20 protein-coding genes are annotated in these 24,431 nt (G+C 68.4%); 12 read left to right on the top strand and 8 right to left on the bottom strand.

Annotated features, from left to right (window positions below; all coding sequences use genetic code 11):
• The first annotated feature begins 29 nt into the window (after positions 1–29).
• The 7 genes from NOCYR_RS12355 (at position 30) to NOCYR_RS12325 (ending at position 11,709) form a co-directional block, all read left to right on the top strand.
• Entirely contained in the window at positions 30–1,229 is a 1,200-nt protein-coding gene (locus NOCYR_RS12355) for an NAD-dependent epimerase/dehydratase family protein (protein ID WP_014350709.1), read from the top strand.
• Positions 1,222–3,123, top strand: coding sequence for a hypothetical protein (locus tag NOCYR_RS12350; protein ID WP_014350708.1), 1,902 nt, complete (start codon positions 1,222–1,224; stop codon positions 3,121–3,123). The genes NOCYR_RS12355 and NOCYR_RS12350 overlap by 8 nt, the downstream gene beginning before the upstream one ends.
• Positions 3,120–5,051 (top strand): glycosyltransferase, encoded by a 1,932-nt coding sequence (locus NOCYR_RS12345; RefSeq protein ID WP_014350707.1) that lies wholly within the window; start codon positions 3,120–3,122, stop codon positions 5,049–5,051. Before NOCYR_RS12350 ends, NOCYR_RS12345 begins: the two co-directional genes overlap by 4 nt.
• 144 nt (positions 5,052–5,195) lie before the next feature.
• On the top strand, positions 5,196–6,701 hold the full coding sequence (locus NOCYR_RS12340) for a SulP family inorganic anion transporter (RefSeq protein WP_048833298.1): 1,506 nt from the start codon (positions 5,196–5,198) through the stop codon (positions 6,699–6,701).
• Between the two features lies 1 nt (position 6,702).
• Positions 6,703–7,125, top strand: coding sequence for a MerR family transcriptional regulator (locus tag NOCYR_RS12335; RefSeq protein WP_014350705.1), 423 nt, complete (start codon positions 6,703–6,705; stop codon positions 7,123–7,125).
• 143 nt (positions 7,126–7,268) lie between these two features.
• A complete protein-coding gene (locus NOCYR_RS12330) occupies positions 7,269–8,714 on the top strand; it encodes a flavin-containing monooxygenase (protein ID WP_014350704.1) in 1,446 nt (481 codons plus the stop codon).
• Positions 8,715–8,751: 37 nt separating this feature from the next.
• Positions 8,752–11,709, top strand: coding sequence for a crotonase/enoyl-CoA hydratase family protein (locus NOCYR_RS12325; protein ID WP_014350703.1), 2,958 nt, complete (start codon positions 8,752–8,754; stop codon positions 11,707–11,709).
• Positions 11,710–11,716: 7 nt separating this feature from the next.
• Here the strand turns inward: NOCYR_RS12325 and NOCYR_RS12320 are convergent, their stop codons facing one another.
• From NOCYR_RS12320 to NOCYR_RS12305, 4 genes are read right to left on the bottom strand one after another with little or no spacing between them, the layout of a single operon-like run.
• Entirely contained in the window at positions 11,717–13,054 is a 1,338-nt protein-coding gene (locus NOCYR_RS12320; RefSeq protein ID WP_014350702.1) for a hypothetical protein, read from the bottom strand.
• Complete coding sequence (locus tag NOCYR_RS12315; protein ID WP_014350701.1) at positions 13,051–13,458, bottom strand: hypothetical protein; 408 nt, start codon at positions 13,456–13,458, stop codon at positions 13,051–13,053. Before NOCYR_RS12315 ends, NOCYR_RS12320 begins: the two co-directional genes overlap by 4 nt.
• Positions 13,455–13,655 (bottom strand): hypothetical protein, encoded by a 201-nt coding sequence (locus tag NOCYR_RS12310; protein ID WP_014350700.1) that lies wholly within the window; start codon positions 13,653–13,655, stop codon positions 13,455–13,457. Before NOCYR_RS12310 ends, NOCYR_RS12315 begins: the two co-directional genes overlap by 4 nt.
• Positions 13,652–15,421, bottom strand: a complete 1,770-nt coding sequence (locus NOCYR_RS12305; RefSeq protein WP_231856111.1) for a hypothetical protein — start codon at positions 15,419–15,421, stop codon at positions 13,652–13,654. Before NOCYR_RS12305 ends, NOCYR_RS12310 begins: the two co-directional genes overlap by 4 nt.
• A 425-nt stretch (positions 15,422–15,846) precedes the next feature.
• On the opposite strand from NOCYR_RS12305, the gene NOCYR_RS29720 reads away from it, so the two are divergent.
• A complete protein-coding gene (locus NOCYR_RS29720; RefSeq protein ID WP_014350698.1) occupies positions 15,847–15,993 on the top strand; it encodes a hypothetical protein in 147 nt (48 codons plus the stop codon).
• Between the two features lie 5 nt (positions 15,994–15,998).
• On the opposite strand, the gene NOCYR_RS12295 is transcribed toward NOCYR_RS29720, so the two are convergent.
• Entirely contained in the window at positions 15,999–16,601 is a 603-nt protein-coding gene (locus tag NOCYR_RS12295; protein ID WP_014350697.1) for a TetR/AcrR family transcriptional regulator, read from the bottom strand.
• A 99-nt stretch (positions 16,602–16,700) separates the two neighbouring features.
• Between NOCYR_RS12295 and NOCYR_RS12290 the strand changes: the two genes are divergently transcribed.
• From NOCYR_RS12290 to NOCYR_RS12275, 4 genes are read left to right on the top strand one after another with little or no spacing between them, the layout of a single operon-like run.
• Entirely contained in the window at positions 16,701–17,621 is a 921-nt protein-coding gene (locus NOCYR_RS12290; protein ID WP_014350696.1) for a metal-dependent hydrolase, read from the top strand.
• Entirely contained in the window at positions 17,618–18,664 is a 1,047-nt protein-coding gene (locus NOCYR_RS12285; protein WP_014350695.1) for a PDR/VanB family oxidoreductase, read from the top strand. Before NOCYR_RS12290 ends, NOCYR_RS12285 begins: the two co-directional genes overlap by 4 nt.
• A gap of 29 nt (positions 18,665–18,693) precedes the next feature.
• The gene (locus tag NOCYR_RS12280) at positions 18,694–20,157 is read left to right on the top strand and encodes a flavin-containing monooxygenase (protein ID WP_014350694.1); all 1,464 of its coding nucleotides are present in this window, start codon (positions 18,694–18,696) and stop codon (positions 20,155–20,157) included.
• Positions 20,154–21,032 (top strand): SDR family oxidoreductase, encoded by an 879-nt coding sequence (locus NOCYR_RS12275; protein ID WP_014350693.1) that lies wholly within the window; start codon positions 20,154–20,156, stop codon positions 21,030–21,032. The genes NOCYR_RS12280 and NOCYR_RS12275 overlap by 4 nt, the downstream gene beginning before the upstream one ends.
• Before the next feature lie 38 nt (positions 21,033–21,070).
• Here the strand turns inward: NOCYR_RS12275 and NOCYR_RS12270 are convergent, their stop codons facing one another.
• From NOCYR_RS12270 to NOCYR_RS12260, 3 genes are read right to left on the bottom strand one after another with little or no spacing between them, the layout of a single operon-like run.
• Complete coding sequence (locus NOCYR_RS12270) at positions 21,071–21,835, bottom strand: glucose 1-dehydrogenase (protein ID WP_014350692.1); 765 nt, start codon at positions 21,833–21,835, stop codon at positions 21,071–21,073.
• Complete coding sequence (locus NOCYR_RS12265; RefSeq protein WP_014350691.1) at positions 21,822–22,442, bottom strand: TetR/AcrR family transcriptional regulator; 621 nt, start codon at positions 22,440–22,442, stop codon at positions 21,822–21,824. Before NOCYR_RS12265 ends, NOCYR_RS12270 begins: the two co-directional genes overlap by 14 nt.
• Positions 22,443–22,485: 43 nt before the next feature.
• Positions 22,486–24,339: a helix-turn-helix domain-containing protein gene (locus NOCYR_RS12260; RefSeq protein ID WP_014350690.1), complete on the bottom strand. Its 1,854-nt coding sequence runs from the start codon at positions 24,337–24,339 to the stop codon at positions 22,486–22,488.
• Positions 24,340–24,431 lie beyond the last annotated feature (92 nt).

Below are 24,431 nucleotides of genomic sequence, written 5' to 3'. Positions count from 1 at the left end.
CTGCTCCGCCACTGTCGAAGGGAGCCGAGATGCGGACGCTGATACTGGGCGGGGACGGTTTCTGCGGTTGGCCGAGCGCGCTGCACCTGTCGGCGCACGGTCACGAGGTGACGATCTGCGACAGTCTGGTGCGCCGCCACATCGATGACGAACTGGGCGTGCGATCGCTGACGCCGATCCGTTCGCTGCCGGAACGGGTGCACGCGTGGCGGACGGCCACCGGTCGCGACATCGCGACGGTGCAGCTCGACCTCTCCCGCGATTATCAGCAGTTGACCGAACTGCTGGCAGCCGAGCGCCCGGACACCATCGTGCATTTCGCCGAGCAGCGCGCCGCGCCGTATTCGATGAAATCACCGCAACACAAGCGCTACACCGTCGACAACAATGTCAACGCCACCCACAACGTGCTCGCCGCGCTGGTCCAGGTGGGATTGGACGCCCACCTGGTCCACCTCGGCACCATGGGTGTCTACGGCTACGAATCGGTGCCGGTCGATCTGCCCGAGGGCTATCTGACCGTCAGCTATCCCGATCGTCAGGGCATCCAGCACAGCCGCGACATCCTGTATCCCACTCAACCGGGCAGCGTCTACCACTTGACGAAATCGCTGGATCAGTTGCTGTTCCAGTTCTATGCCCGCAACGACCGCGTGCGGATCACCGACCTGCACCAGGGCATCGTCTGGGGTACCCAGACCGAGGAGACCGAGCTGGACCCTCGCCTGATCAACCGTTTCGACTACGACGGAGATTTCGGAACGGTGCTCAATCGGTTTCTCGTGGAGGCGGCGATCGGCTACCCGCTCACCGTGCACGGCACCGGCGGTCAGACCCGGGCCTTCATCAATATCCGCGACACCGTCCGGTGTATCCGGCTCGCGGTCGAATCCGGGGCGGAGGTCGACGGGCGAGTCCGAGTGATGAACCAGGTGACCGAGACCCACCGGGTCTCGGATCTGGCCGACCTGGTCGCCGGCATCGTCGGGGCCACGGTGCACCGGGTATCGAATCCGCGGGCCGAGGCCGATGCCAACGAATTGAGCGCCCGCAACGACCAGTTGCTCGGCCTGGGTCTGGAACCGACCCGGCTGGCGACGGGCCTGCTGCGGGAATCGGTCGACATCGCGCAGAAATACGCCGACCGGGTGGATGTGAACCGGATTCCGTGCACCTCGTATTGGAACGCGGATCGCCGGGCCGGCGCCGAGGAGCAGGTCCATGGCTGACGACACGGCCGAACCGCAGACCGATCCACCGGAGCAATCCACGGAACCCGACTACTTTCCCGGTGAGCGCGGCCGCCGGGTTCCCAGGTCGGCGTGGTGGGTGCTGGGCCTGGCCGGCTTGCTGCTGCTGGTCTTCGCCGTGGTGCGGCCGGTGTGGTTCACCCGCTCACCCGATGACACCAGCCTCGACGTCCCGCCGGAGCGGCACTTCAGCACGAGCCTGGCCGATCTCGGCCGGCCCGACGGCACCTGGCTCACCAGCGACGCGCCCTCGACGAGTTTCCTGGTCGACCTTCCGGTCGATTCGGCCCGCGACCAGACTCGGATCCAGTTGTCGGGCAGCACCCAGGTGGCCGAGGACAGTACCGTCTTCCTGATCGTCTCGGTCGATGGCCAGCAGATCTACCAGCGCGAACTTCCGCGCGGCGAGAACCCGCTCGACGACCTCATCGATATTCCCGGCCGAGCCGCCGCGGACGGGCAGGTCCGTGTGCAGGTACGTACCCGCGGCAACCTGCATCACGAAACCTGCACCTCCGACCGCGCCGCCGGGATGGTGATCCACCTCGATCCCGCGACTGTCGTGGAGGCCGCGCTCGACGAGCCCATCCACACCGTCCGCGACGCCGTCGCCACCTGGGGCCACAGCCTCACGCTCGTGCCGACCGATCTGTCCGATCAGTGGCGCAGTACCGCGGCCGAGCTGGGTATCGCATTGACCCGGGCCGGCTACGAGGTCACCTACCGCGACGAGCTGCCGGATTCGCAGGTGCACAACGCGATTCTGCTCGGACCGGCGCAGCGCCTGGCCGACACCACCGACTGGGACGCCGCCGAAGGGCTGGGCACCGAGGACGGCGTCGCGCTCGGCACCGTCGGCCACACACCGGTGCTGGCGGTGGTCGAAGCCGATCCGGGCGTGATATCGCAGTTGCTGACAACGCCGGCGGTCGTCACCGCCGACCAAGGGGCCACCGATCCGCAGGCCGTCGCCACGGCCGCCCGCACCGGAGACGCCGTCGGCCTCGACGCCCTAGGCACCGATCTGTCCGAAGCGCAGATCACCGAAAGTCACCGCTGGCGTGCGCGGTACGCGCTGGCGCAGCTCCCCGGCGCCCGGCTACCCCGGGCCGTACGCGTCGCCTTTCAACTGCCCGCCTCTCCCCCGGATCTGACCTGGCTGCTCAACGTCGAACTCAACGGCAGGCTGGTGGACAGTCGTCCGCTCGCGCACACGAGCGAGCCCTTCTCGATACCGCTGCCCCCGGATGCGCAACTGCTGGACAACACCCTGACCCTCACCGTGCAACGCGATCGCGACCTCGGCGGTTGCGATGTGCGGGTGAGCTCCTATCCGATCCAGTTGCTGGCGACCTCGGCGCTCGAACTCGGTGACGATCCCGGCAGCGGGTTCACCGCCGTCGCGCGCGAACTCGCCGCCGGACCGGTGATCTACCTGCCCGCGGCCGATTCTCGCGACACCACGGATCTGCTCGACGCTGCGGTGCCGGTCCTCGCGCGATTCCTGCCCGCGCAACAACCTCCGCAATTTCGCTGGAATGCCGAACCCGCCGGCGGCGCCCCCTTCGTGCTGATCGGCGACAGCCCCGCGGTGGACACCCTCGTCCACGTCCGCGACGGACGGCTGACCGCAGGCGACACGGCCGCGGTGCTCGATGTCTCCGCTGCCGAGACGGGCTTGGTGGTCCAATGCGCCTCCGCGCCCGGCGCGCGGGGGCTCGCGATCAGCTTCGCCGGTGACACCGATGCCGTGGCGCTGCCGGTGTTCGGCCGCGAGTGCGTCCAGGTGATCACTCCCGCAGGACACTTCATCCTCGATCCCGGCGGCGCGCTGGCACCGCCCGGCCCTGCGGACACGGGCATACCCGAGTGAGCACCACACCGCCCGCAGGCCCGGCGCGCACGGCCATCGCCGACTTCTACCGCTCGGTGGACAGCGCGCCCGCGGGCTATTCGGTAGACCGCCCCGCCAGCGCGAGCAACGGCTTCCTGATCATGTTCGCCGGATTGAGCGTGGTCGTCATGTGCATCCAGCTGGCCCTGCGCCAGACCCACCTCGTCCAGCACAACGACCTGGTGATCCTGGCGGGCGACCGCGGCAACGTCGCGATGCCGACCCGCATCTTCATCGTCGTGTTCTTCCTGACCTACGCCTACTACGCCTACAGCAATCGGTGGCGGCGGCTGTTTCTCGGTGTCTCGCTGCTGGGCAAGTTCCTGCTGTCCTGTGTGTTCTTCGACGTTCTCGCATGGTTTCTCGATGACATCGGTCTGTTGCGGATCTCGGTATTCGGTCAGCAGGTCGCCTCGGCGCTGGTCGCACTGGCGATATTCCCGCATACCGTGCTGCGGCAGGCACGGTTGCCCGAACCGGTTCGGATGGCGATCAATCCACGCACGCCGGCCGGCGCCTACGTCAAACTGTTCATTCCGTTCACGCTCGCGCTGGCGCTGGCGGCGCTGTTCGAGCAAGTCTTCCTCCGGCTGGTGCTGGATCTGCGGGAGTGGGCATTGCTGGGCGGTATGGGTCCGGGCGTCTTCCTCGCCCAGCAGATCTTCGCCGCGTTGACGGCTCTGCTCGGCTGGCAGGCGATCACCCGCTCGCGGCGCGGCGAATTCTCGCCTCCGGTCGCGGTGCTGGTGCCCGCGCACGATGAAGCGCACGACATCGCGGCAACCATCCTCGCCGTCGATCGCGCCGCACGCACCTACACCGGGCGAATTCATCTCTACGTCGTCGACAACGCCTCGACCGACGACACCAGCGCCGTCGCCGAACAGGCGATCAGCGAATGCACCGCGATCACCGGTGAGGTGCTCGAATGCCCGCGGCCGGGCAAGGCGATCGCGTTGAACATGGGGGTCGAGCGCATCACCGAGGAATTCATCGTCCGCATCGACGCCGACACCGTGATCGGCGACGGCTGCCTGCAGACCGCGATGCGTCATTTCACCAATCCGCGCGTCGGCTCGGTCGGCGGTTTGCCGCTGCCGATGCCGGTGCCGCAGCAGACCTGGATCGACAAGGTCCGGCTGGTGGAGGTGTATCTGCGGCACGGGTTCTTCCAGGTGTCGCTGGACGGATATCAAGGGGTGCTCGGCATTCCCGGGATGTTCGCCATCTACCGGCGCAGCGTGTTGTTGCAGGTCGGCGGGATGGTCGAGGGGATGAACGGCGAGGACACCGATATCTGCCTGCGCATGGATGCGGCCGGCTATCACACGATCGCCGACCCGAAGGCCATCTACTTCAGCGAGACCCCTCGCACCTACGCTCACCTGCGCGAGCAGCGGGTGCGCTGGTTCCGCAGCATCTATCACATCACCGGCCACAACCGCGCGACGCTGCTCGACCGCCGATCGATGACGGGCAGTTTCGTGCTGCCCTTCCAACTCGTCAACGCCGCCCGCCGGGCCATGCTGGCGCCGCTGCTCATCTTCGCCGTGGTGGTCGAGGTGGCGTTCCGGGCGTCTTATGGCGAGCTGCGGTGGCAGCCGATCGTCGCCACGGTCTTGGGTATGCAGATGATCATGGCGGCCATCGTGTGCCTGTGCTGGCGATCCAGCTCGGTCAAGTACATCCCGGCCTACCTCTGTTTCCGGGTACTACGCAGCTACTTCACCCTGGGTGCCGCATTGAGCCTGGTCTACCCACCGCTCGAACCCTGCCTGGCCCTCCGGCGCCGTCGTCGCCCACCGGCCCGTACCCGTGGATATTCGTCGCGCCCGGGTGGTCCGGCGATGAGATCCGCACCACGTGGCGCGGCGGCGAGTTGCAACTCTACCCGTACGGGAGGGTAGGGTTCGGGGCGCTGAAGCCGACCGGGATTCGCGACCGGGCAATGTCGCCTCGCGGGTCGTCGGCTCTTTTCCTGAACTCTCGTTCACGCGCACCGGCCACAGGTCGGCGCAGGCGCGTGCGCTCGACCACCTTGGAGCTTGCCGATGCCGACGTCACCTGTGCCCGCGACCAGAAACGGTGACGGCTCGGTGCTGGCCGCGCTGCGGAGTCCGCGGCTGTTGCGTACCGAGGTGCTGGCCGGGCTGGTGGTGGCGCTGGCGCTGATTCCGGAGGCGATCTCGTTTTCCATCATCGCCGGGGTGGATCCGCGGGTCGGGCTGTTCGCCTCGTTCACCATGGCGGTCACCATCGCCATCGTCGGCGGACGGCGCGCCATGATCTCGGCCGCGACGGGGGCGGTCGCGCTGGTGATCGCGCCGGTGGTGGCCGAGCACGGGGTGGATTATCTGATCGCCACCGTCCTTTTGGCCGGTGTGTTGCAGATCGTGCTGAGCGTGGCAGGGGTGGCCAAGCTGATGCGGTTCATTCCGCGCAGTGTGATGGTGGGCTTCGTCAACGCGCTGGCGATCCTGATCTTCCTGGCGCAGCTGCCGCATCTGCTCGGCGTGCCGTGGCTGGTGTATCCGATGGTGGCGGTGGGGCTGGTAATCATCGTGGCGCTGCCGAAACTCACCACGGTGGTCCCGGCGCCGCTGGTGGCGATCGTGGCGCTGACCGCCGCGACGATCGTGTTCGCACTGGATGTGCCCAATGTCGGCGACGAGGGCGAGCTGCCGTCGAGCCTGCCGTCGCTACTCCTCCCGCAGGTGCCGTTGACGGTGGAGACGCTGAAGATCATCGCGCCGTACGCGCTGGCGATGGCGCTGGTCGGCCTGCTCGAATCGCTGATGACCGCCAAGCTCGTCGACGACATCACCGACACCCACTCCGACAAGACCCGCGAGGGCTGGGGCCAGGGCGTGGCCAATATTGTCACCGGCCTCTTCGGCGGTATGGGCGGCTGCGCGATGATCGGCCAGACCATGATCAATGTGAAGGTCTCCGGCGCCCGCACCCGCATCTCGACCTTCCTGGCGGGCGCGTTCCTGCTGGTCCTGGTGGTCGGCCTGGGCGATGTGGTCGCGTTGATCCCGATGGCGGCGCTGGTCGCGGTGATGATCATGGTGTCGGTGGGCACCATGGACTGGCATTCGATCGCCCCGGCGACGTTGCGGCGCATGCCGATCGCGGAGACCACCGTGATGGTGGTGACCGTCGCCGTCACCGTGGCCACCCACAACCTGGCCTACGGCGTCATCGTCGGCGTGCTCACCGCCATGGTCGCGTTCGCGCATCGGGTCGCGCATTTCACCGACGTGGTCCCGGTGGACGAGTCCGACGACGACACCCGCGTGTACAAGGTGCGCGGCGAGTTGTTCTTCGCCTCCAGCAACGATTTGATCTACCAGTTCGACTATCTCGGCGATCCGCCCAATATCGTGATCGATATGTCCGAAGCCCACATCTGGGACGCCTCCACCGTCGCCACCCTCGACGCGATCACCACCAAGTACGCGAGCAAGGGCAAGAACGTCGAGATCATCGGCTTGAATCAGGCGTCCGAGCAGCGCCATGAGCGACTGTCCGGCCATCTCGCCGGAGCGCACTGAGATGAGCGAGACCACCGCCCGCCCGCACTGGCAGATCGGGCAGGTCGCCGACCGAACCGAACTGTCCATCAAGACGATTCGCCACTACGACGAGGTCGGCCTGGTGACGCCGTCGGCCCGCAGCACCGGCGGCTTCCGCCTCTACACCGACGACGACATCGCCCGCCTGCTGGTCATCCGGCGGATGAAACCCCTGGGCTTCACCCTTGCCGAGATGAAGGAACTGCTCGACGCGCTCGACACCCTCGCCGACGCGCACTCGGCCTTCGGGCAACACGCGCGAGCGGCCGCCGTCGTGCGCGAGCTACGCGCCAAGGCCGAGGACAGCTGCGCGAAACTGCGCCGCCAACTCGCCTACGCCGAGGAGTTCACCGAACTGCTCACCGCCCGCATCGACCCCCAGCAGTCGGCCGAGACCAGCTAGCGCGACGCCCGGCACGCGGTGCTGCCGCCCTCGCCCGCTGATCAGCCGCATTCGGCCGGCACCACTTCCGTCGAACACGTGGGCGGGCAGCCTTCAATGTTGAACACTGGAGGTGTCCGAGCGGCGCGGCGAGAGGATGCGGTATGCGGCCCACGGTGGCGGTCATCGGAAGCGGCTTCGGGGGCTTGGCGGCGGTGATCGAGTTGAAGAAGCGGGGCTTCGACGACATCGTCGTCTTCGAGAAGGGCGCCGAGGTCGGCGGGGTATGGCGGGAGAACACCTATCCGGGGGCGGCCTGCGATGTGCCGTCGCCGTTCTATTCGTTCTCCTTCGAGCCGAATCCGCGCTGGCCGCACCGGTTCTCCCGGCAGCCGGCGATTCTGGACTACATGCGTCACGTCGCCGACAAGTACGACGTGCGCCGCCACATCCGGTTCGGGATCGAGGTGCTGGGCGCGGCATTCGACGAAGCGACCGGCAAGTGGACGGTGCGGCTCAGCACCGGTGAGACGGTCGACGTCGATGTACTGGTGTCGGCGGTCGGTCAGCTCGCGCGGCCCTCGCTTCCGGAGATCGCCGGGCGCGAGCGGTTCGCGGGTGCGGCCTTCCATTCCGCGCAGTGGCGCCACGATATCGACCTGACGGGCAAGCGGGTGGCGGTGATCGGCACCGGCGCCAGCGCCATCCAGTTCGTGCCGCAGATCCAGCCGCAGGTCGAGCAGCTGACGGTGTTCCAGCGCACCGCGCCCTATATCGTCCCGCGCCCGGACCGCGAGTTCTCGCCGCTGCATCACAAGATCTTCGAGAAGGCGCCGATCACCGAGCTCGGCGAGCGGGTGACCTGGTACGGCGTGGTGGAGGGGCTCAGCGTCGCCTGGGTGTACGCGAAACCGCTGGCCGCCGCGATCCGAGGCGTCTCGAAGTGGCATATGCGCAGGCAGACCAAGGCGAAGCCGGGCCTGTTCGAGAAGGTGTGGCCCGACTATCCGGTCGGCTGCAAGCGCATCCTGTTCTCCGACGACTACCTGCCCGCGCTGACCCAGCCGAATGTGGAGCTGTGCACCGAGCGCATCAGCGAGATCACCGCCGCGGGTGTACGCACCGTCGACGGGATCGAGCACGCGGCCGATGTACTCATCTGGGGCACCGGCTTCACCGCCACCGAATTCCTCGCCCCGATGACCATCACCGGAGCCGAGGGCCGCGACCTGCACGAGGAATGGAAGGACGGCGCCCGCGCCTACTACGGCATGACCGTGCCGGGCTTCCCGAACCTGTTCATCATGTACGGCCCCAACACCAATACCGGCGGCGGCTCGATCATCTACTTCCTCGAGGCCCAGGCGAAATACCTCGGCGATTACCTGAGCCATATGACCGGCGTCGGGGCCCCGCTGGCGGTGCGGCCCGAGGTCGAGCAGGCCTTCGACGAGCGGATCCAGGGTGAGCTGTCCGGCAGCGTGTGGAGTCGGTGTTCGTCGTGGTACCGCCAGCCCGACGGGCGGATCACCACCAACTGGCCGCTGCTCGGATTCCAGTACAAGGCGCAGGCGAAGTTCGATCCCGCCGACTATCAGGTCGTGTCCTGATATACCGGTAGTTCGATCAACTAGAGGTGGTGACGACGTGGGCGGTGTTCCCCGCGTGCTGAAGCAGGCGCGCAACCAGGTGCGGGCGGTACGGCAGCTCACCGCCGCCGTCATCGGCAATCCGCGCATCCTGCGCGACCTCGCGGCCGGCGCGTTCGGCGGTGCGGATTCCGCGACCACCGAGCCTGCCGACACCGGCCATGAGCCGCCCGCCGGTCTCGCGGAATTCGACAAACGCGCCCATGCCGCCACCCACCTCGATGCCGACGCGGAGACGGTCGCGGCCTATCTCACCGATCCCGGCCGCTTCCCCGACTGGCTCAGCATGCACGCCGCCTTCCGGGGCGAGACGCCCGCCGGTGCGTACGCCGGGCTGGAGTTCGCCCAGCAGGTGAAGTTCATGGGGCTGCCCGCCGATATCGCGTGGACGGTCACCTCGGCCGAACCCACCGCGATCGCCCTGCGCGGCCGCGGGCCGATGGGGCTGAGGCTCGGGTTCTGGCTCACGATCTATTCCGAGGGCGCAGGCTCGCTGGTCTGCTTCGACGCGGGACTGTCCGGGCAACCCGTCGACGGCCCGCTGGGCGCCTCGCTGGTGCGCACATTGTCGGAGGCGCTGCGCGAATCGCTCGACCGCCTGCCCGACCAGATCGCGACGGCAGGCCCACTCCCCGCTCGCCGCGCCGTACGCACACCTGTCGTACACGCGGCGTCGGGGCGAACTCTGGCACCGAATACCCCGGTCCTGGTCGGTGCGGGCCAATTCGTCTCGCACACCCCGGATCCCGCCGCCGACCCGGCCACGCTGGCGGCCCGGGCGCTACGCCTGGCCGCCGCCGACGCCGGAGCACCGGAGAATGTGCTCGCCGGCGCCCAGGCGATCTTCTCGGTGGCCAGCGCCTCCTGGCAGTACCGGGATATGGGGGCGCTGGTCGCCGAGGCAGTCGGCGCGCGAAGCGTCGATACCGTCCAATCGTCGCGCTACGGCGGCGACGGCGGTCAGCTGCTGATCAACGAAGCGGCCCAAGCCATTGCCGAGGGCACCTACGAGATGGTGCTGGTCACCGGCGCCGAAGCCGGTGCCACTTTGGCGGCCGCGCAACGCTCCGGCGCCGAGATCGCCTGGCCGGAGCAGGGCCCCGAGGCGGCACCGATTCGAACGGCGGGTATCGACCGCGAACCCAACAACGCCGCCGAGATCGCCGCGGGCCTGGGCGCGCCGATCTACATGTACGCCCTCATGGAATCGGCGAATCGGCATCGGCTCGGCCGCGAACCCAAGCAGCATCTGCGCGCGATCGGCGAGCTGTGGTCGCGCATGTCGGCCATCGGCGCACGCAATCCGAATGCCTGGCTGCCCCAGGAATTCACCGCCGACGAGCTGACCACCCCCACCGACGACAACCGGATGGTGTCGGCGCCCTACACCAAGCTGCTGTGCGCCAATCTCCAGGTGGATATGGCCGCGGGCCTGGTGCTGTGCAGTGTCGCGGCGGCCGAGGCGGCGGGCATCGCGCAGGACAAGTGGGTGTTCGTGCACGCCGGAGCATCGGCGCACGACGAGTGGTTTGTCTCCGAGCGCACGGAACTGGCCGCGTCACCGGCGATCCGCACCATCGGCGCGGCGGTCCTCGAGCACGCGGGGATCGGGATCGACCAGGTCGGGCCGGTCGACCTGTACTCGTGCTTCCCGGTGGCGGTGCAAATCGCGGCCCGGGAACTCGGTCTCACGGTGGACGATCCGCAGCGTCCGCTGTCGGTGACGGGCGGGCTGACCTTCGGCGGCGGGCCGGGCAACAACTACGGCACGCATGCGGTCGCCACGATGGTCGAGCAGTTGCGCGCGAATCCCGAAACGTTCGGGCTGAGTACCTCGCTCGGCTGGTATGTCACCAAGCACGCGATCGGCATCTACTCCGCGACACCGCCGCGTCAGGCGTACGCGCACCTGCGGCCGATCGTCGATCATCCACCCGCGCGCCCGGTCCGTCAGAGCTACGAAGGGCCCGCCGTGGTCGAGGCCTACACGCTGCCCTATGACCGCGATGGTGACCCGGAAGCCGCCATCCTGAGCCTCATCACGCCCGACGGCGCTCGAGTACTGCTGCGCAACAAGGACTCCGGGCTGATCGACCTCCTCACCGACGGCGATGGGCTCGGACTGCCGGTCTCGGTGCGGGGTGAGCAGATCAGCATCGAGGGTGATCGCCCGGTCGAGCTGCCCGCTGCTCCCCCGCCGCCCGTGCGGGTCGAGCGGCGCGGACCGATCATGATCATCACACTGAACCGGCCCGAGGTCCGCAATGCCGTCAACCACGCCATGGCCGTCGCCGTGGAACGGGCTTGCGATGCGTTCGAGGCCGACCCTGCCCTGCGGGTCGCGATTCTCACCGGTGCCGACGGCTATTTCAGTTCCGGCATGGACTTGGCCGCCATGACCAAGGGCGAAGCGCCGCTGACCGAAGGCCGTGGGACGCTGGGACTTACGGGTAAACCGCCCAAGAAGCCGCTCATCGCCGCCGTCGAGGGTCCGGCGCTGGCGGGTGGTTGTGAACTCGCGCTGGCCGCGGACTTGATCGTGGCGGCGCGCGACGCGCAGTTCGGTATTCCCGAACCCAAACGCGGGCTGATCGCGGCCGCGGGCGGTGTCATGCGGTTGCGGGAACGGTTGCCCCGCAATGTCGCCATGGAACTCGCGCTCACCGGCGACCCGATGCCCGCCACCCGGCTGGCCGAATTCGGCCTGGTCAACGTGCTCGCCGAACCGGGCGATGCATTGACGGCCGCACTCGCCCTGGCCGAGCGGATCGCCGCCAACGCGCCGCTGAGCGTCATCGGCAGCAAACGCATCATCGAGGAAGCCGCGGACTGGGCCTCCGACGACGCCTACGAACGGCAATACGAGATCGCCGCCACCGCCCTGTCCTCCGAGGACGCGGCCGAGGGCGTGCGGGCGTTCACCGAGAAACGCGAACCGATCTGGAAGGGCCGGTGATCCGGGCTCAGGCTTCGAACAGCAGATAGAGCCCGGTGAAGGTGAACCCGACCATCACCAGCATCAGCGCGAGCTGACCGGTCAGGCGGTGGCGCGGCGGCAGTAGCCGCAGGCAGCGATCGTGTGCGGCGGCGACACCGAGGATGTGGCCGGTGAGCACGGCGAGCACCTTGATGGTGGCCAGCACCGACGGATGGTTGGACAGGATGTAGTGCACGTCGAGGTCGGCCAGGCCCGCGAGATTCCAGCCGCGCCCGAACGGGTCGGCGCACAGGATCAGTGTCGCCTGCCCCTTCTCCACCAGGAACGTCAGGTAGTGGGCGACGATGTAGCCGGCCACGATCGGCGTCAGGCTGTGCGCGAGCTGGATCGGCAAGCGTGCGCGCTGGTCCCGGCTCAGTCCGCCGCTCGCGCGGGTCGCCAGCTCGAAGACCGCCCAGACGACCAGGATGAAGGCGAGCAGTCCCGCGGTCCGCAGCAGCGTGGTGAGCACAGTGGAATCGCCGCCCACCTCGATCAGCAGATCGCGCCAGCCGGGGAACATCGAAAAGCTGTCGAAGGCAGTCGAACCCAGCAGCGTGGCGGCGACGGCGACCGAGCCGAGCAGTGCCGGGGTACCCGCGAGATTGTTCAGCGGCCACCGCAAGACCAGCGAGCGGTCCGCGCCCCGTGCCAGCGGACTCAGCCGCGCGAGCAGACTGCTGTAGGTCTCGAGGGGGTCGCCGCGCTCGGCCCACACGGTGCCGAAAACCACCAGCCCTATCGTGTCGAGCACCAGGTAGCCGGTGAACCACACCGTCACCGCGAGCACCGAACCCGGCTCGGGCGAGGCCAATTCGAGCCAGACGAAACTGAACAGCAACACCGCCGCGGGACGGTACCCCCACGACTCGGGATACCGGATCAGCCCATGCTCGGGGGCCCGGCCGGTGAGCCGGCACAGCAGCCGATGCGCGGCACGCGGCGGCGACACCAGCTTCCACACCGGCCCGAACACCAGCGACGCCACCGGCACGCCCACCCAGACGAAGATGTAGACGATGCCCGGCACCGGATTGTCCGCCGGGTTCTGCGAACCGGCGAAACCGGCAGCGACCACAACCGCGGCACCGATCAACCCGGCCGCAGCCAGCAGCATCCGCGTCGGCCTCGCATCGAGCACGGTTCGCGCGATCGCGGGCAACCGGACACCCGGCGACTCCGGGTCCAGCCGCGGTTGTTTCCACGCGAAGGCCAGCACCGCGAACGAGAACGTCAATGCCCAGGCCGCGCCGATCAGGGCATACGACAGCGGGATCGGCAGATCGGTCGCGCCGGAGATCCCGTGCGCGAGCACACCGCTCACGGGCGGACGTCCACCGTCGCGACCGTGCGATGCGATCCGTGCAATTCGATCTCGACCCGGCCGGGGACCTCGACGGTGAACTCGAACCGCTGACCGGCCCCGGGCACCACCGCGAAGGTGTGCTCCGGGGTGGCGTGCACGTGCAGTTCTTCCTCGGTGTCACTGTCGACGACCAACCGGATCGGCTGACCCACCGTCGCGTCCAGGCGCGCGTTCACCGGCGTTACCGAACCGCCGGCGATCGTCATCTCGATCACCAGGGCATCCGCCCCGGGCGTATCGGTGGCGGAGGTGGCCGGCGCCGACACCGGGGCCGGTGTGCTCGGCTCCTGGGTGGTCGAGCAGGCCAGCAGCGTGGCACCGGCCAGCAGGGTCAGCGCGCAATAGCGCCGGGCGCGGGTCATCGAGGCTCCTGTTCATCGGGTGAATCATGCTGGGGTGGTGCGGCTTCCGGATCGCCTTCGCGTTTCTCGGCGCGGCGATCGCGCACCGCGATGAACACGATGATCCCGACCACCACGAATGCCGGGGCGAAGGCGGGGACGGCCAGCAGGACCGAATGGTCGGCCAGCACGTCCACCCGGTCGACGGCCGCGATCATCCTCCGCTCACCGGACTCGGCTGCGGTGCCGCGGCCAGGTAGCGGTCGTTGATCCGGGCCGCGCCCCACGACAGCGCACCGATCAGGATCAGGCTGCACAGCAGTACCAGCAGCGAGGCGGCACCGAACAACCAGGCCGGATGGTCGAAGGAGCGTTCGCGTTGCAACACGGTGATCTCGGCGACGAAATCCCGGGTGAACTCCGGCGGCGCCGCCACCTCGGCCGCACCGATGCCCGGATCCTCCGGCATGAAGATCGGCAGCGCGGTCTGCATCCGGCCGTCCTGCACCCGCAGTACCGTCTTCCAGGTGCCGTGCGCCGGAACGGGTTCGGTGGACACGTAGTGGCCTTCGCCGACGCGTCGCAGGTGGTCGACCACCAGGCCGCGGCCCGGGCTGTCGGAGCCGACACCGCCCTGCCAGGCCAGGATTTGGATCCATTCGGGGTCGTCACTGACCAGGTCGGAGGGGGTGAGGCGGATATCGGCGGTCACCATGCGCCCGCCGTTCACCGGTTCGGCCTCGCGCAACGTCACCGTGGCCTGCGCGTTCTCGGGCACCTCGATGATCAGCCCGTTGGCGGTGGTGGCGCCGACGATCACGACCGCGGCCGTCACCAGCGCGCGGCGCACCGGCGGCTTGGGCAGCGGCTCACCGCGCAGCACCATGCCGAACAGCGCGCCGACCACACCACCGGCCACGCCGGTCGGCACCGTCATCGCCAGCAGTTCCGGCCACATCGCCGCGGGCCACGGATCGACGAACATTGCCGACACCCACAGTGATTCCAGCCAGATCCCGACCGTCGCGACCGCGAAACCGGTCAGCGCGCCCCACCACACCCGGCGCTTGACCAGCGGCAGCAGCGCCATCAGCTCCACCACGATGGCGGCGCCGAGATACAGCGGGAAGACATTGCGCGGCGCGTCGATGATCGGACCGCCCACGAGATAGGCGACCACCCCGCGCACCACCGTGGCGAACGCCACCAGAACCAGCGTGCTGAACGCACCGAGCGTCACCCGCGCGGCGACGAGGGTGATCGTGGCCGCCGCGACAATGAGCATGGGCTGCAACACCAGCCGGAACTGCTCGACGCCGAAATCGAATTCGACCTGGAACACCGACAATCCGATGATCAGGCCGCCGAAGGCGAACGCGCGCAGCAGCCAGTTGATCCGGTTGTCGGGGCGTTCGGGGTCGGGCCGGTTGCGCGAGCCCTCGAACTCCAGCAGCAGCACACCGACCAGCGACAGCCCGGCGCCACCGATCAGCATCAGGTGCGTGGGACCCCACAGCGTGACGTCCTGGCCGAACAGCCGGTGCCAGATGTCGTCGAGCGGAAAGCCGATCAGCGCGTACAGTCCCGCACCGGCGATCAGGATGCCGCCGACGGGCGCGTACCAGGTGCGGGTGATCCGCACGGAGGCCACGCCGGGCTTTTCGTCCAGCGGCAGCACGATCGCCAGCATGCCCGCGGTGAACAAGAAGAACAGCCCGGCCAGGATGAAGTAGTGCGCCGGGTTGGCCAGCGGCCCTTCGTCGCGGCCGTTGCCGATATGCAGGCTGACATCCCAGATGAAGCCGAGCAGCGCGGTGAGGATGGTGGCCAGGAACATGACGATGGGCAGCGCCACCCAGCCCGGCCGGTTCACCAGCGCGCCGAGGCGGTCGGCCAGCGAGCCCAGCCAGGTGATGCGGCGAGTGCGGTGCAGGTAACCCACCCACAGCAGCACCAGGGCGATGACTCCGGCGGAGCCGGTCATGATCGCGACCTGGTCGAGCGCCGCGCCACCACCTTCGCTGCCCTGTGCGGACAGTCCTCCTGCCACTACGTGGATCGCGCCGGACACGAAGACCTCCCACTGCAATGAGTCAACACTCGTCTCACATGAATGTTACGGACAGTACTACATATTTTCCCGCTGCGGCACAGCTCCGTCATCATGCCGATGGCCGACGGTTTTGGACTACATCCACTGCCATACCCGAAACGCATCGACGCACACGACGAGAACGTGGTCCACCCTTTCAGAGCACAGTCGTTCACTCATTCACTGTGACGCCGATCTCATCGCGAACACCTGGAGTGGCACCGTACCTCTCCGGACCCGGCCGCCGCCGGTTTCTCCGGCGCGAAACCGGACATCCCGTCAGGGACACCCGACCGCGCGACCTCGAAGGAGGATTCATGGTTTCCCAGGACACGATCGCGCAGCTGCGCCAGGACATCACCACCGCCGAAGACGCCGGCGACACCTCGACCGCCAACCGCCTGCGGGTGGAGCTGGAGAAGGCGCTCAACGCCGAGGCCGAGGAGGGCGACGACGCGCAGTAGCCGCGTCAGCCGGTGACGATCGGCACCAGGTACTGCCGCGCGAACGCACGCATCTGATCGTCGCTGTCGAGCGGAATCGAGCCGACCGGTTGCAGGATCAGCGAATGCACGAACCGGCAGGCGATCTCCACCCGCGTGCCCAGATCCGGTGAATCCGGCAGCAGCCCCCGCTCGACCGCCTGCTGGAGCGCGGCCAGGCCCGCGGAGGTCGACACCGTGAACGCCGCACCACCCTCGGTGGTGAGCTGCGGTAGCAACCGATCGGACTCCACCGTGAGCATCCGCTGCACCAGCGGATGCTCACGCCAGCGGGTGACGACGGTGACGAAGATGTCGGCGACGAGGTCGGCGAGGGTGTCGTTGCGGGCGGCGACGTCGTCGAGTTCGGTGAGCACGGCATTCACCTCGCGCAACGCCACCGCGCGCACGACGTCGTCGCGGGATCCGATGCGCCGGTAGACCGTCACCCGGTCCACGCCCGCCTTGCGGGCGATGTCTTCGATCGTCGTCTTCTTGATGCCGAGCTGACCGAATTGATCGAGCGCCGCGTCGAGGATCCGCGATTCGATCGAATCGGTGTCGTCCCTGCTGGCAGCCGCTGTGGTCACAGCTTCCAACGTAGCAACCCGACGCACTTGTGCAACATTCGGCGGCAATTTGTTGCTGCAACATTGCAAAGCTATTTGTTGCACTGTACGGTCTGGTACATGGCGGAAATCGACGCAACGAGGCGTCCGTACCGGGAAGAAGCGCACGCGATCCACGCCCGTGACGTGCACTTCGATTTCGATTCGGTGCCCATGCACTACATCCCCGACGAGGTCCTGGCCACCCACATCGTCAACGTGATGCATCTGGTGCTGCCCGAGGGCGAACGCGCCATGGCGATGGCGCTGGCCGAGGCGCTACCCCATATCGACGACCCCCGGCTGCGCGAGGAAGTGCAGGGCTTCGTCGGCCAGGAGACGATGCACGCCAGCAGCCACGAAGGCGCCCGCAAGCATCTGCAATCGCTCGGCCTGGACGCCGAGGGCTACGTGCAGGCGGTGGCGTGGCTGGTCGACCGGGTGCTCGGCGATCACGGTCTCACCGGCCGGGCCAAGCGGGCCTGGCTGCGCGAGCGGCTCGGCTTGTTCGCGGGCATGGAGCATTTCACCGCGGTGATCGGCGAATGGCTGCTGGAGGCGCAGGTGCTCGAACAGAAGGGGATGCATCCGACGATGCTCGACCTGGTGCGCTGGCACGGCGCCGAGGAAGTCGAGCACCGCAGCGTCGTCTTCGACGCCTATATGCATCTGGACGGCGGCTATGCCCGGCGGGCGCGCACCGCGCTGCTGGCCACCGCGACGCTGCTGCCGTTGTTCATCGTCTCGACGGCGTATCTGTACCGGAAGGATCCCTCGCCGGACAAGGGCCGGTTCTGGCCGCTGCAGTTCGTCAGCGCGACCGCGCGCGGGGTGATTCCCAGCTGGACGGTGTTCTTCACCGAGATGCCCCGGTACCTGCGTCCGAGTTTCCATCCCTCGCAACTGGGTTCGATGGACAACGCGTTGCGGTACCTGGCACATTCGCCGGCCGCCCGCGCCGCCCACGACAGCGCCGCCGTCGACCAGCTGGGGGCGTGGTGACGGTGACCCACCATCCCGCTCCCCTGGCGAGTTTGCGGGTGCTGGCCACGGCGGTCGATGTGTACAAGCACGTGTTCGTCGCCGGGCCCGCGGCCGCGCTGCTGTCGCGACGCAAACCTTTGCGGCGCACCGGTTTCGACCTCGACCTGGTGCTGGATTCCAGCATCGTGACCGCCGGGGACGTGCGGGTTCTGACCTTGCGCGCGGCCGATGGTGGCCGATTGCCGGCCTGGACACCGGGATCGCATCTGGACATCTTTCTGCCCTCGAGCCGGCAACGCCAGTACTCGCTGTGCGGCGACCCATCCGATCGGTATTCCTACCGGATCGCGGTGCGTCGTCTCGCCGACGGCGGCGGCGGTTCGATCGAGGTGCACGACGAGTTGCGCACCGGCGACCCGATCCGGGTGCGCGGACCACGCAATGCGTTCACCTTCGTCGAGGCGCCGTCGTATCTGTTCCTGGCGGCCGGCATCGGGATCACGCCGATCCTGCCGATGGCGCGTGCGGCGGGAGCGCGCGGGCAGCTGATCTATCTGGGCCGGTCGCGCTCGACGATGCCGTTCCTCGATGAACTGCCCGCCACCGCCGAAGTGCTGCCCGACGACGAATTCGGCCCGCCGCGCATCGCGGAGCTGATCGCCCGCGCCGAGCCGGGTGCGGCGGTGTACGTCTGCGGCCCACCGCCCGTCCTGGCCGCGGCGCAGCGGGTCTTCTTCGACCTCAATCCCACCGGTTCGCTGCACACAGAACGCTTTTCGGCACTTCCGGTGGTCGACGGGAAACCCTTCGATCTCACCCTCGCGCGCACCGGGACCACGGTGCGCGTCGGCGCCGAGGAGACCGCCTTGGCCGCGATCGGCCGCGTGGTGCCCGATGTGCTCTACTCCTGCCGTCAGGGTTTCTGCGGAACGTGCAAGGTCGCCGTGCTCGCCGGGCAGGTCGATCACCGTGATCGGCTACTCACCGGCGCCGATCGCGACGACCGGATGCTCACGTGCGTCTCGCGCGCGGCGGGACCCTCGCTCGTCATCGATCTCTGAACCCCTGTCCCGCCTCGACGAGGAGTCCCATGTCCGCAAGTCCTGAGCACACCCATATCGCCATCGTCGGCGCCGGATTCGGCGGGATCGGGCTGGCCATCAAACTGCGAGAGGCCGGTTTCGCGGATCTGGTGGTGCTCGAACGGGCCGGTGATCTCGGCGGCACCTGGCAAGCCAACACCTATCCCGGTTGCGCCTGCGATGTGCCCTCGCACCTGTACAGCTATTCGTTCGCGCCGAATCCGCGCTGGTCACGCACCTACGGCAAGCAGCCGGAGATCCTGGAGTATCTGCGCTCGGTGGCCACCGAACACGATGTGGTGCGCCATATCCGGTTCGATACCGAACTGACCGCCGCGCACTGGGACGAGCAGCGTGCGCTGTGGCGCATCGACACCTCACGCGGGCGGTTGACCGCGGATTTCCTGATCTCGGCAGCGGGGGTGTTCGCCGAGGCGAAGTATCCGTCGCTGCCCGGGCTGGAGTCGTTCGAGGGGACCACCTTCCATTCGCTGCACTGGGATCACGACCATGAACTGACCGGTGAGCGGGTCGCGGTGATCGGCACCGGGGCGTCGGCGGTGCAGTTCATTCCGGAAATCCAGCCGAAGGTCGAGCAGCTCACAGTGTTTCAGCGGTCGGCGCCGTGGATCGTGCCGCGGATGGATCGGCGTACCGGTGCCTGGGAGCGGATGCTGCTGGATCGTCTGCCGTTGGCGCAGAAGGCGATGCGCGGCACCTGGTACACGCTGATCGAGGGCTTCGGGCTGGTCGGGTTCGTGGACAACCGGTTCCGTCATCCGTATGAGCTGCTGGGCCGGATGCAGTTGCGCCGCCAGATCCGCGACCCGCAGCTGCGCAGGAAGGTGACGCCCGACTACATGATCGGCTGCAAACGCGCGATCTTCTCCGACGCCTACCTGCCGGCGCTGGACCAGCACAATGTTGATGTGGTCACCGACCCGATCGCCGAGGTCAGGCCGCATTCCATCGTCACTGGGGCGGGTGTGGAGATACCGGTCGACACCATCATCTACGGCACCGGATTCGACCCGATTCCGTCGGTGTTCGACCGGTTCGTCGGCCGTAAGGGCCGCTCCCTCGCGCAGCTGTATCAGCGGCGTCCGCAGTCCTATCTCGGTACAGCGGTCGCGGAGTTCCCGAACTTCTTCGCCACCCTGGCACCGTTCGGGGCGGCGGGTAACCAGTCCGCCATCTACATGATCGAATCGCAGATCGCCTACATCGTGGACGCGGTGAAGACCATGCGCGAGACCGGTGCCCGGCGGGTCGAGGTGCGCCGCCACGTTCAGGACGCCTTCGTGCGGGAGATGGCCGAACGCAGTGCCTCGACGGTCTGGCTGACGGGCGGCTGCACCAGCTACTACACCACCCCCGACGGCGGCAATGCCGGGCTCTACCCCAACTGGAGCTTCGAATACCGCCGCCGCACCAGCAAATTCGATGCGCATTCCTATGAGGTGACCCGGTGATCGACCTGCCATTCAACCCCTTCGCCGGCCGCGGCAGCTACCCGGTGGCCGGACGGACGGCGCTGATCACCGGCGCCGGTCAGGGCATCGGCCTGGAACTGGCCGAGATCTTGTACTCGCGTGGGGCGTCGGTGGTGCTGGTGGATATCGATGAGGCGGCGGCACAGTCGGCCGCTCGCGCGCTGGGTCCGCGGGCGCTCGCCCTCGGCGCCGACGTCGCCGACCGCGCGGGGATGACCGAGGTCGTGGCGCACACTCTGGAGCGCTTCGGCGCGCTCGACATCGTCGTCGCCAATGCCGGCGTGACGCCCGCGCCCGCCACCATCCGCACCATGGATCCGCGCGAATTCGACCGCGTCCTCGGCATCAACCTGACCGGGGTGTTCAACACCGTGCATCCCGCGCTCGATGCGGTGATCGCGGCGAAAGGCCATGTGGTCGTGGTGTCCTCGTGCGCGGCGTTCGCCCCCGGTATGGGTGGCTCGCCGTACATGATGAGCAAGGCCGCCGTCGAACAATTCGGCCGCGCCCTGCGCGTCGAACTCGCCGCCGTCGGCGCCAGCGCCGGCATCGCCTACTTCGGCGTGGTCGAGACCGCCATGACCCACGACATGCTCGACGCCGACGAACTCGGCATCGAACTCGACGCCATGCTCCCCTGGCCCCTCAACACCCGCATCACCGCCGAACAGGCCGCCCGCACCATCGCCGACGGCATCACCCGCCGCGCCCCCCGCACCATCGCCCCCTCCGGCTGGGAGCCCTACGCACTACTGCGTGGCGCGGTGAACATCGTCCTCGACAGCCGCCTCGCCGCCGACCCCAAGCTCCACGGGTTGATCCGCCGGTTGGAGCAGCGCGTGCTGACCGCATGAGGCGGCCGACAGCGCGCGACTCGCCGGGCCGATCGGATTCACTGCCCGGTGATGTACTCCACCGAAGGCCCGGCCGTCCATCCGCCGTCGACGGCGAGTTCGGCGCCGGTGGTGTAGGAGGCGGCGTCGCTGAGCAGGTAGGTGACGGCGCCGACCAGTTCCTCGGCCCGGCCCACCCGCTGGAAGGGATTGTTCGGGAAGGCGCCCGGCTCGGGGCTGATGCCGGTCGGTGCGGTCATCGGGGTGTAGACCATGCCGGGATGTACGGAGTTGACGCGGATGTTCTCCCGCCCGAGTTCCACCGCGGCTACCTTGGTGAGCCCGCGCACTCCCCATTTCGCGGCGCCGTATCCGCTGGTCAACGCCATGCCGATGAGGCCGGCGGCCGACGAGATGTTGACGATGGAGCCGCCGCCCGCCGCGCGCATGGCCGGGACCGCGGTGTGGATGCCGGTGTGCACCGATACCAGGTTGATCTGGATGATGCGCTGGAAGGTGTCGAGCGGTTCGTCGGCCACGGTCTGCCCGGAGGCCGAGATGCCCGCGTTGTTGACCAGGCCGGTGAGCTTGCCGAAGGCGGCGACGGTGGCGTCGACGGCGGCCTGCCAGTCGGCCGGGTCGGTGACGTCGAGGTGCACGTAGCCCGCGTTGTCGCCGAGCGAGGCGGCCACCGCCGCACCTTCCTCATCGAGCAGATCACCGATCATCACGCGCCCGCCGGCAGCGACGATGCCGCGCGCGAACGCTTCGCCCAGACCACGGGCACCGCCGGTGACCAGGACGACCTTGTCAGCGAGATTCATGGGAATTCCTTTCGTTTCGCGGTGCGGAATCCGCATCGCTCGGGATGTCGGTGCGCCCGAACATGGCGCGGGCGACGGCGGCCGCGGCCGCACCGGAGGACAGCCCGTCTCGCACCATGTGGGTCATGCCCGCGATGACGAACAGCACGGCCTGTCCGCAGGCCACCGTGGTGGCGATGTCGGTCTGCGCGGCGCCGATGCGCCGGGCGATGCCGGGCCGGATGATCGCGGCCGTCTCGTAGCTGGCCTCCAGCCACACCCGCCGCAGCGCCGGGTCGGCGAAGACGGTCGCCATGATGGCGCGCGACTGCTCGTCGGCGGTGCCTGCGAAGGTGCGTTCGAAGGCATGCACGAGCACCTCGGCGAAGCCGTCGGCCTCGGGTTGGGCGTCGATGGCGCGGGCGAAGGCGTGGTTGCCGTCGTCGAACATCGGGCGCAGGCTGTCTTCCTTGGTCGGGAAGTAGCGGTAGAAGCTGCGTTCGGCGAGCCCGGCCGCCGCGGCCAGTTCGGCCACCGTCGGCGACGAACCGCCCGCGCGGACGAACAGGTCCGCGCACGTGCGAGACATCTCCACCAGTACTTCCGGCTCGAGTGGCTTGCGTGCCATATCCGCAGCCTACGCCTTTGTGGCAGAAACTGCCATTATTGGCCTACTGAGTGGGAGCCGACCGCAATTTCCAGATCCGCAGGGCGAGGTGCAGGTCGAGCCGGCGGGTGTTGTCCAGCCAATCGGCGCCGAGTAGTTCGGCAATGCGGGCCAGGCGCTGCCGCACCGTATTGCGGTGGATGAACAGCCGCGCGGCCGTCTCGGCCAGACTTGCGTTGGTTTCCAGGAACGTCCACGCGGTCTCGGTGAGCGCGGTCGCATGGTCGCGGTCGTAGTCGAGCAGCGGCGTGATCTCGCCGAGTGGTTCGTAGTCGGCGCCGAGCGCGCCTGCCGCGTCGAGCAGCAGGCCGACCGCACCGAGCCGGGCGCCGTCGAGGCTCTGGCCCGTGCGACCGAGCAGCTGCAAGGTCGACAGCGCCCGTTCGGCCTGCCGGTGCATGCTGCGCACGGAACCCAAACCCGCAGCGGGACCGGCGAATCCGATAGTCGCCATAACGCCGTGCGCCGCGAATTCGTGCTCCAGCGCGGCGACCGTGTGCTGCCCGTCGGCGACGAGCACGCAGATATGCCCGCCGTGCTCGGCCACCAGCGCTCGGCTCGATCCGAGCGCGCGCCGGACGTATTCGTCGACGCGCCGGTGGTCGGCGCCGTGCGTGTCGATGACGATGCTGGTCAGCGCATCCCCCGCCCGCAGGCCGAACCGCGCCGCCCGCCGCTGCACCTGATCGAGCGCAACCCCGCGTTCGGAGAGGATGTCGTCGAGCACCTCGAACTGCTGCCGTTGCTCGGCATCATGGGCCACCTGGTCGAACAGCCGCAGCACGGTCAGGAAGATCGCCAGCCGCTCCAGCAGTCCGCCCTGGGCCGCCGGAATCGCACCGGCGAGGACCAATGTCGCCAGATGCGCGCCGCCGGCCTTCGCGGGCACCAGCGTGTAGTCCCGCAGCGCCCGTGGCTTCCCGGTGGCGACGACACCCGCGAATTCCGGCCCGCCGACGCCGACCGTCTCGACCCACGCACCGCCGGGATGGGCGGCCAGTACCCCGCCCGCGGGATCGAGGACGGCGGCGGGCGCGGCAAGCACCTGGTGGGCGAGTTCGACGAAGCCCTCGAGCCCGCGCCCGCCGACCACCGTTTCGATCAGCCGCTCGTCCAGCGCGATGACGTCCTGCAACTGCCGCACCCGGCCGATGTGGGTGTCTTGCTGGGTGGCGAGATCATCGAGCGCACTGGTGATCTCGGCGAAGCGTTCGGCATTGTCGAGCGCGACCGCGGCGTGTTTGCCGACGGTATCGATGAGGTCGATGAGCCCGCTGGGATAGCTGCGCGGCGACCGATCCGCGATCAACAGCGCGCCGATCACGCTGCCGTGCAGATTCAACGGCACCCCGAGGATCGCGCGCACGCCTTCGGCGCGGACGATGGCGTCGATATGTGGCAGATGCACGATGTCCGGGTCGGCGAGATAGTCGGCCGACTGATACGGCGACAGCCCCGCCGCCGCCTTCCCGAGCACGCCGGTACCGATGGGCATCCGGATGGTCCGGTAGGCCTGGGTGATCACGCCGTCGGATTTGCGGATGTAGGTCTCGCGGGTGCGGTAGTCGTTGAGGCTGATGTAGGCCATATCGCTGCCGGTCAGCAGCCGGGTGCGCCGCACGATGGCGGCCAGCACCGCCTCCACGTCGCGGATGCCGGTCAGGTCGGTGGCGGTGTCGTGCAGCACCCGCAGCAGTTCTTCGCGCTCGCGGCGTTCGGCCAGCCTGCGGTGGATGGCGCGGGCGGCGGTCGCGGCGGCCTCGGTGATCTCGTGGCGCCGCAGAGCCTCGGTGAGTTGGGCGTCGAGCTCGTCCTCGGTGATGCCGGCGTCGATGCCTTCCAGCAGCGATAGCTCCACGATCGGACCTTCCTATGTGCACGACGCACACTCGTCGTCGGAATGAATGTACGGCAAGGTCATGTACACCTGGTGATCGCGGCCATATCTTG

Origin of the sequence: Nocardia cyriacigeorgica GUH-2 (assembly GCF_000284035.1) — a bacterium.
Classification (GTDB): domain Bacteria; phylum Actinomycetota; class Actinomycetes; order Mycobacteriales; family Mycobacteriaceae; genus Nocardia; species Nocardia cyriacigeorgica_B.
The sequence above is the reverse complement of the archived record's forward strand: the minus strand, read 5'-3'. Positions and strand labels throughout refer to the sequence as shown.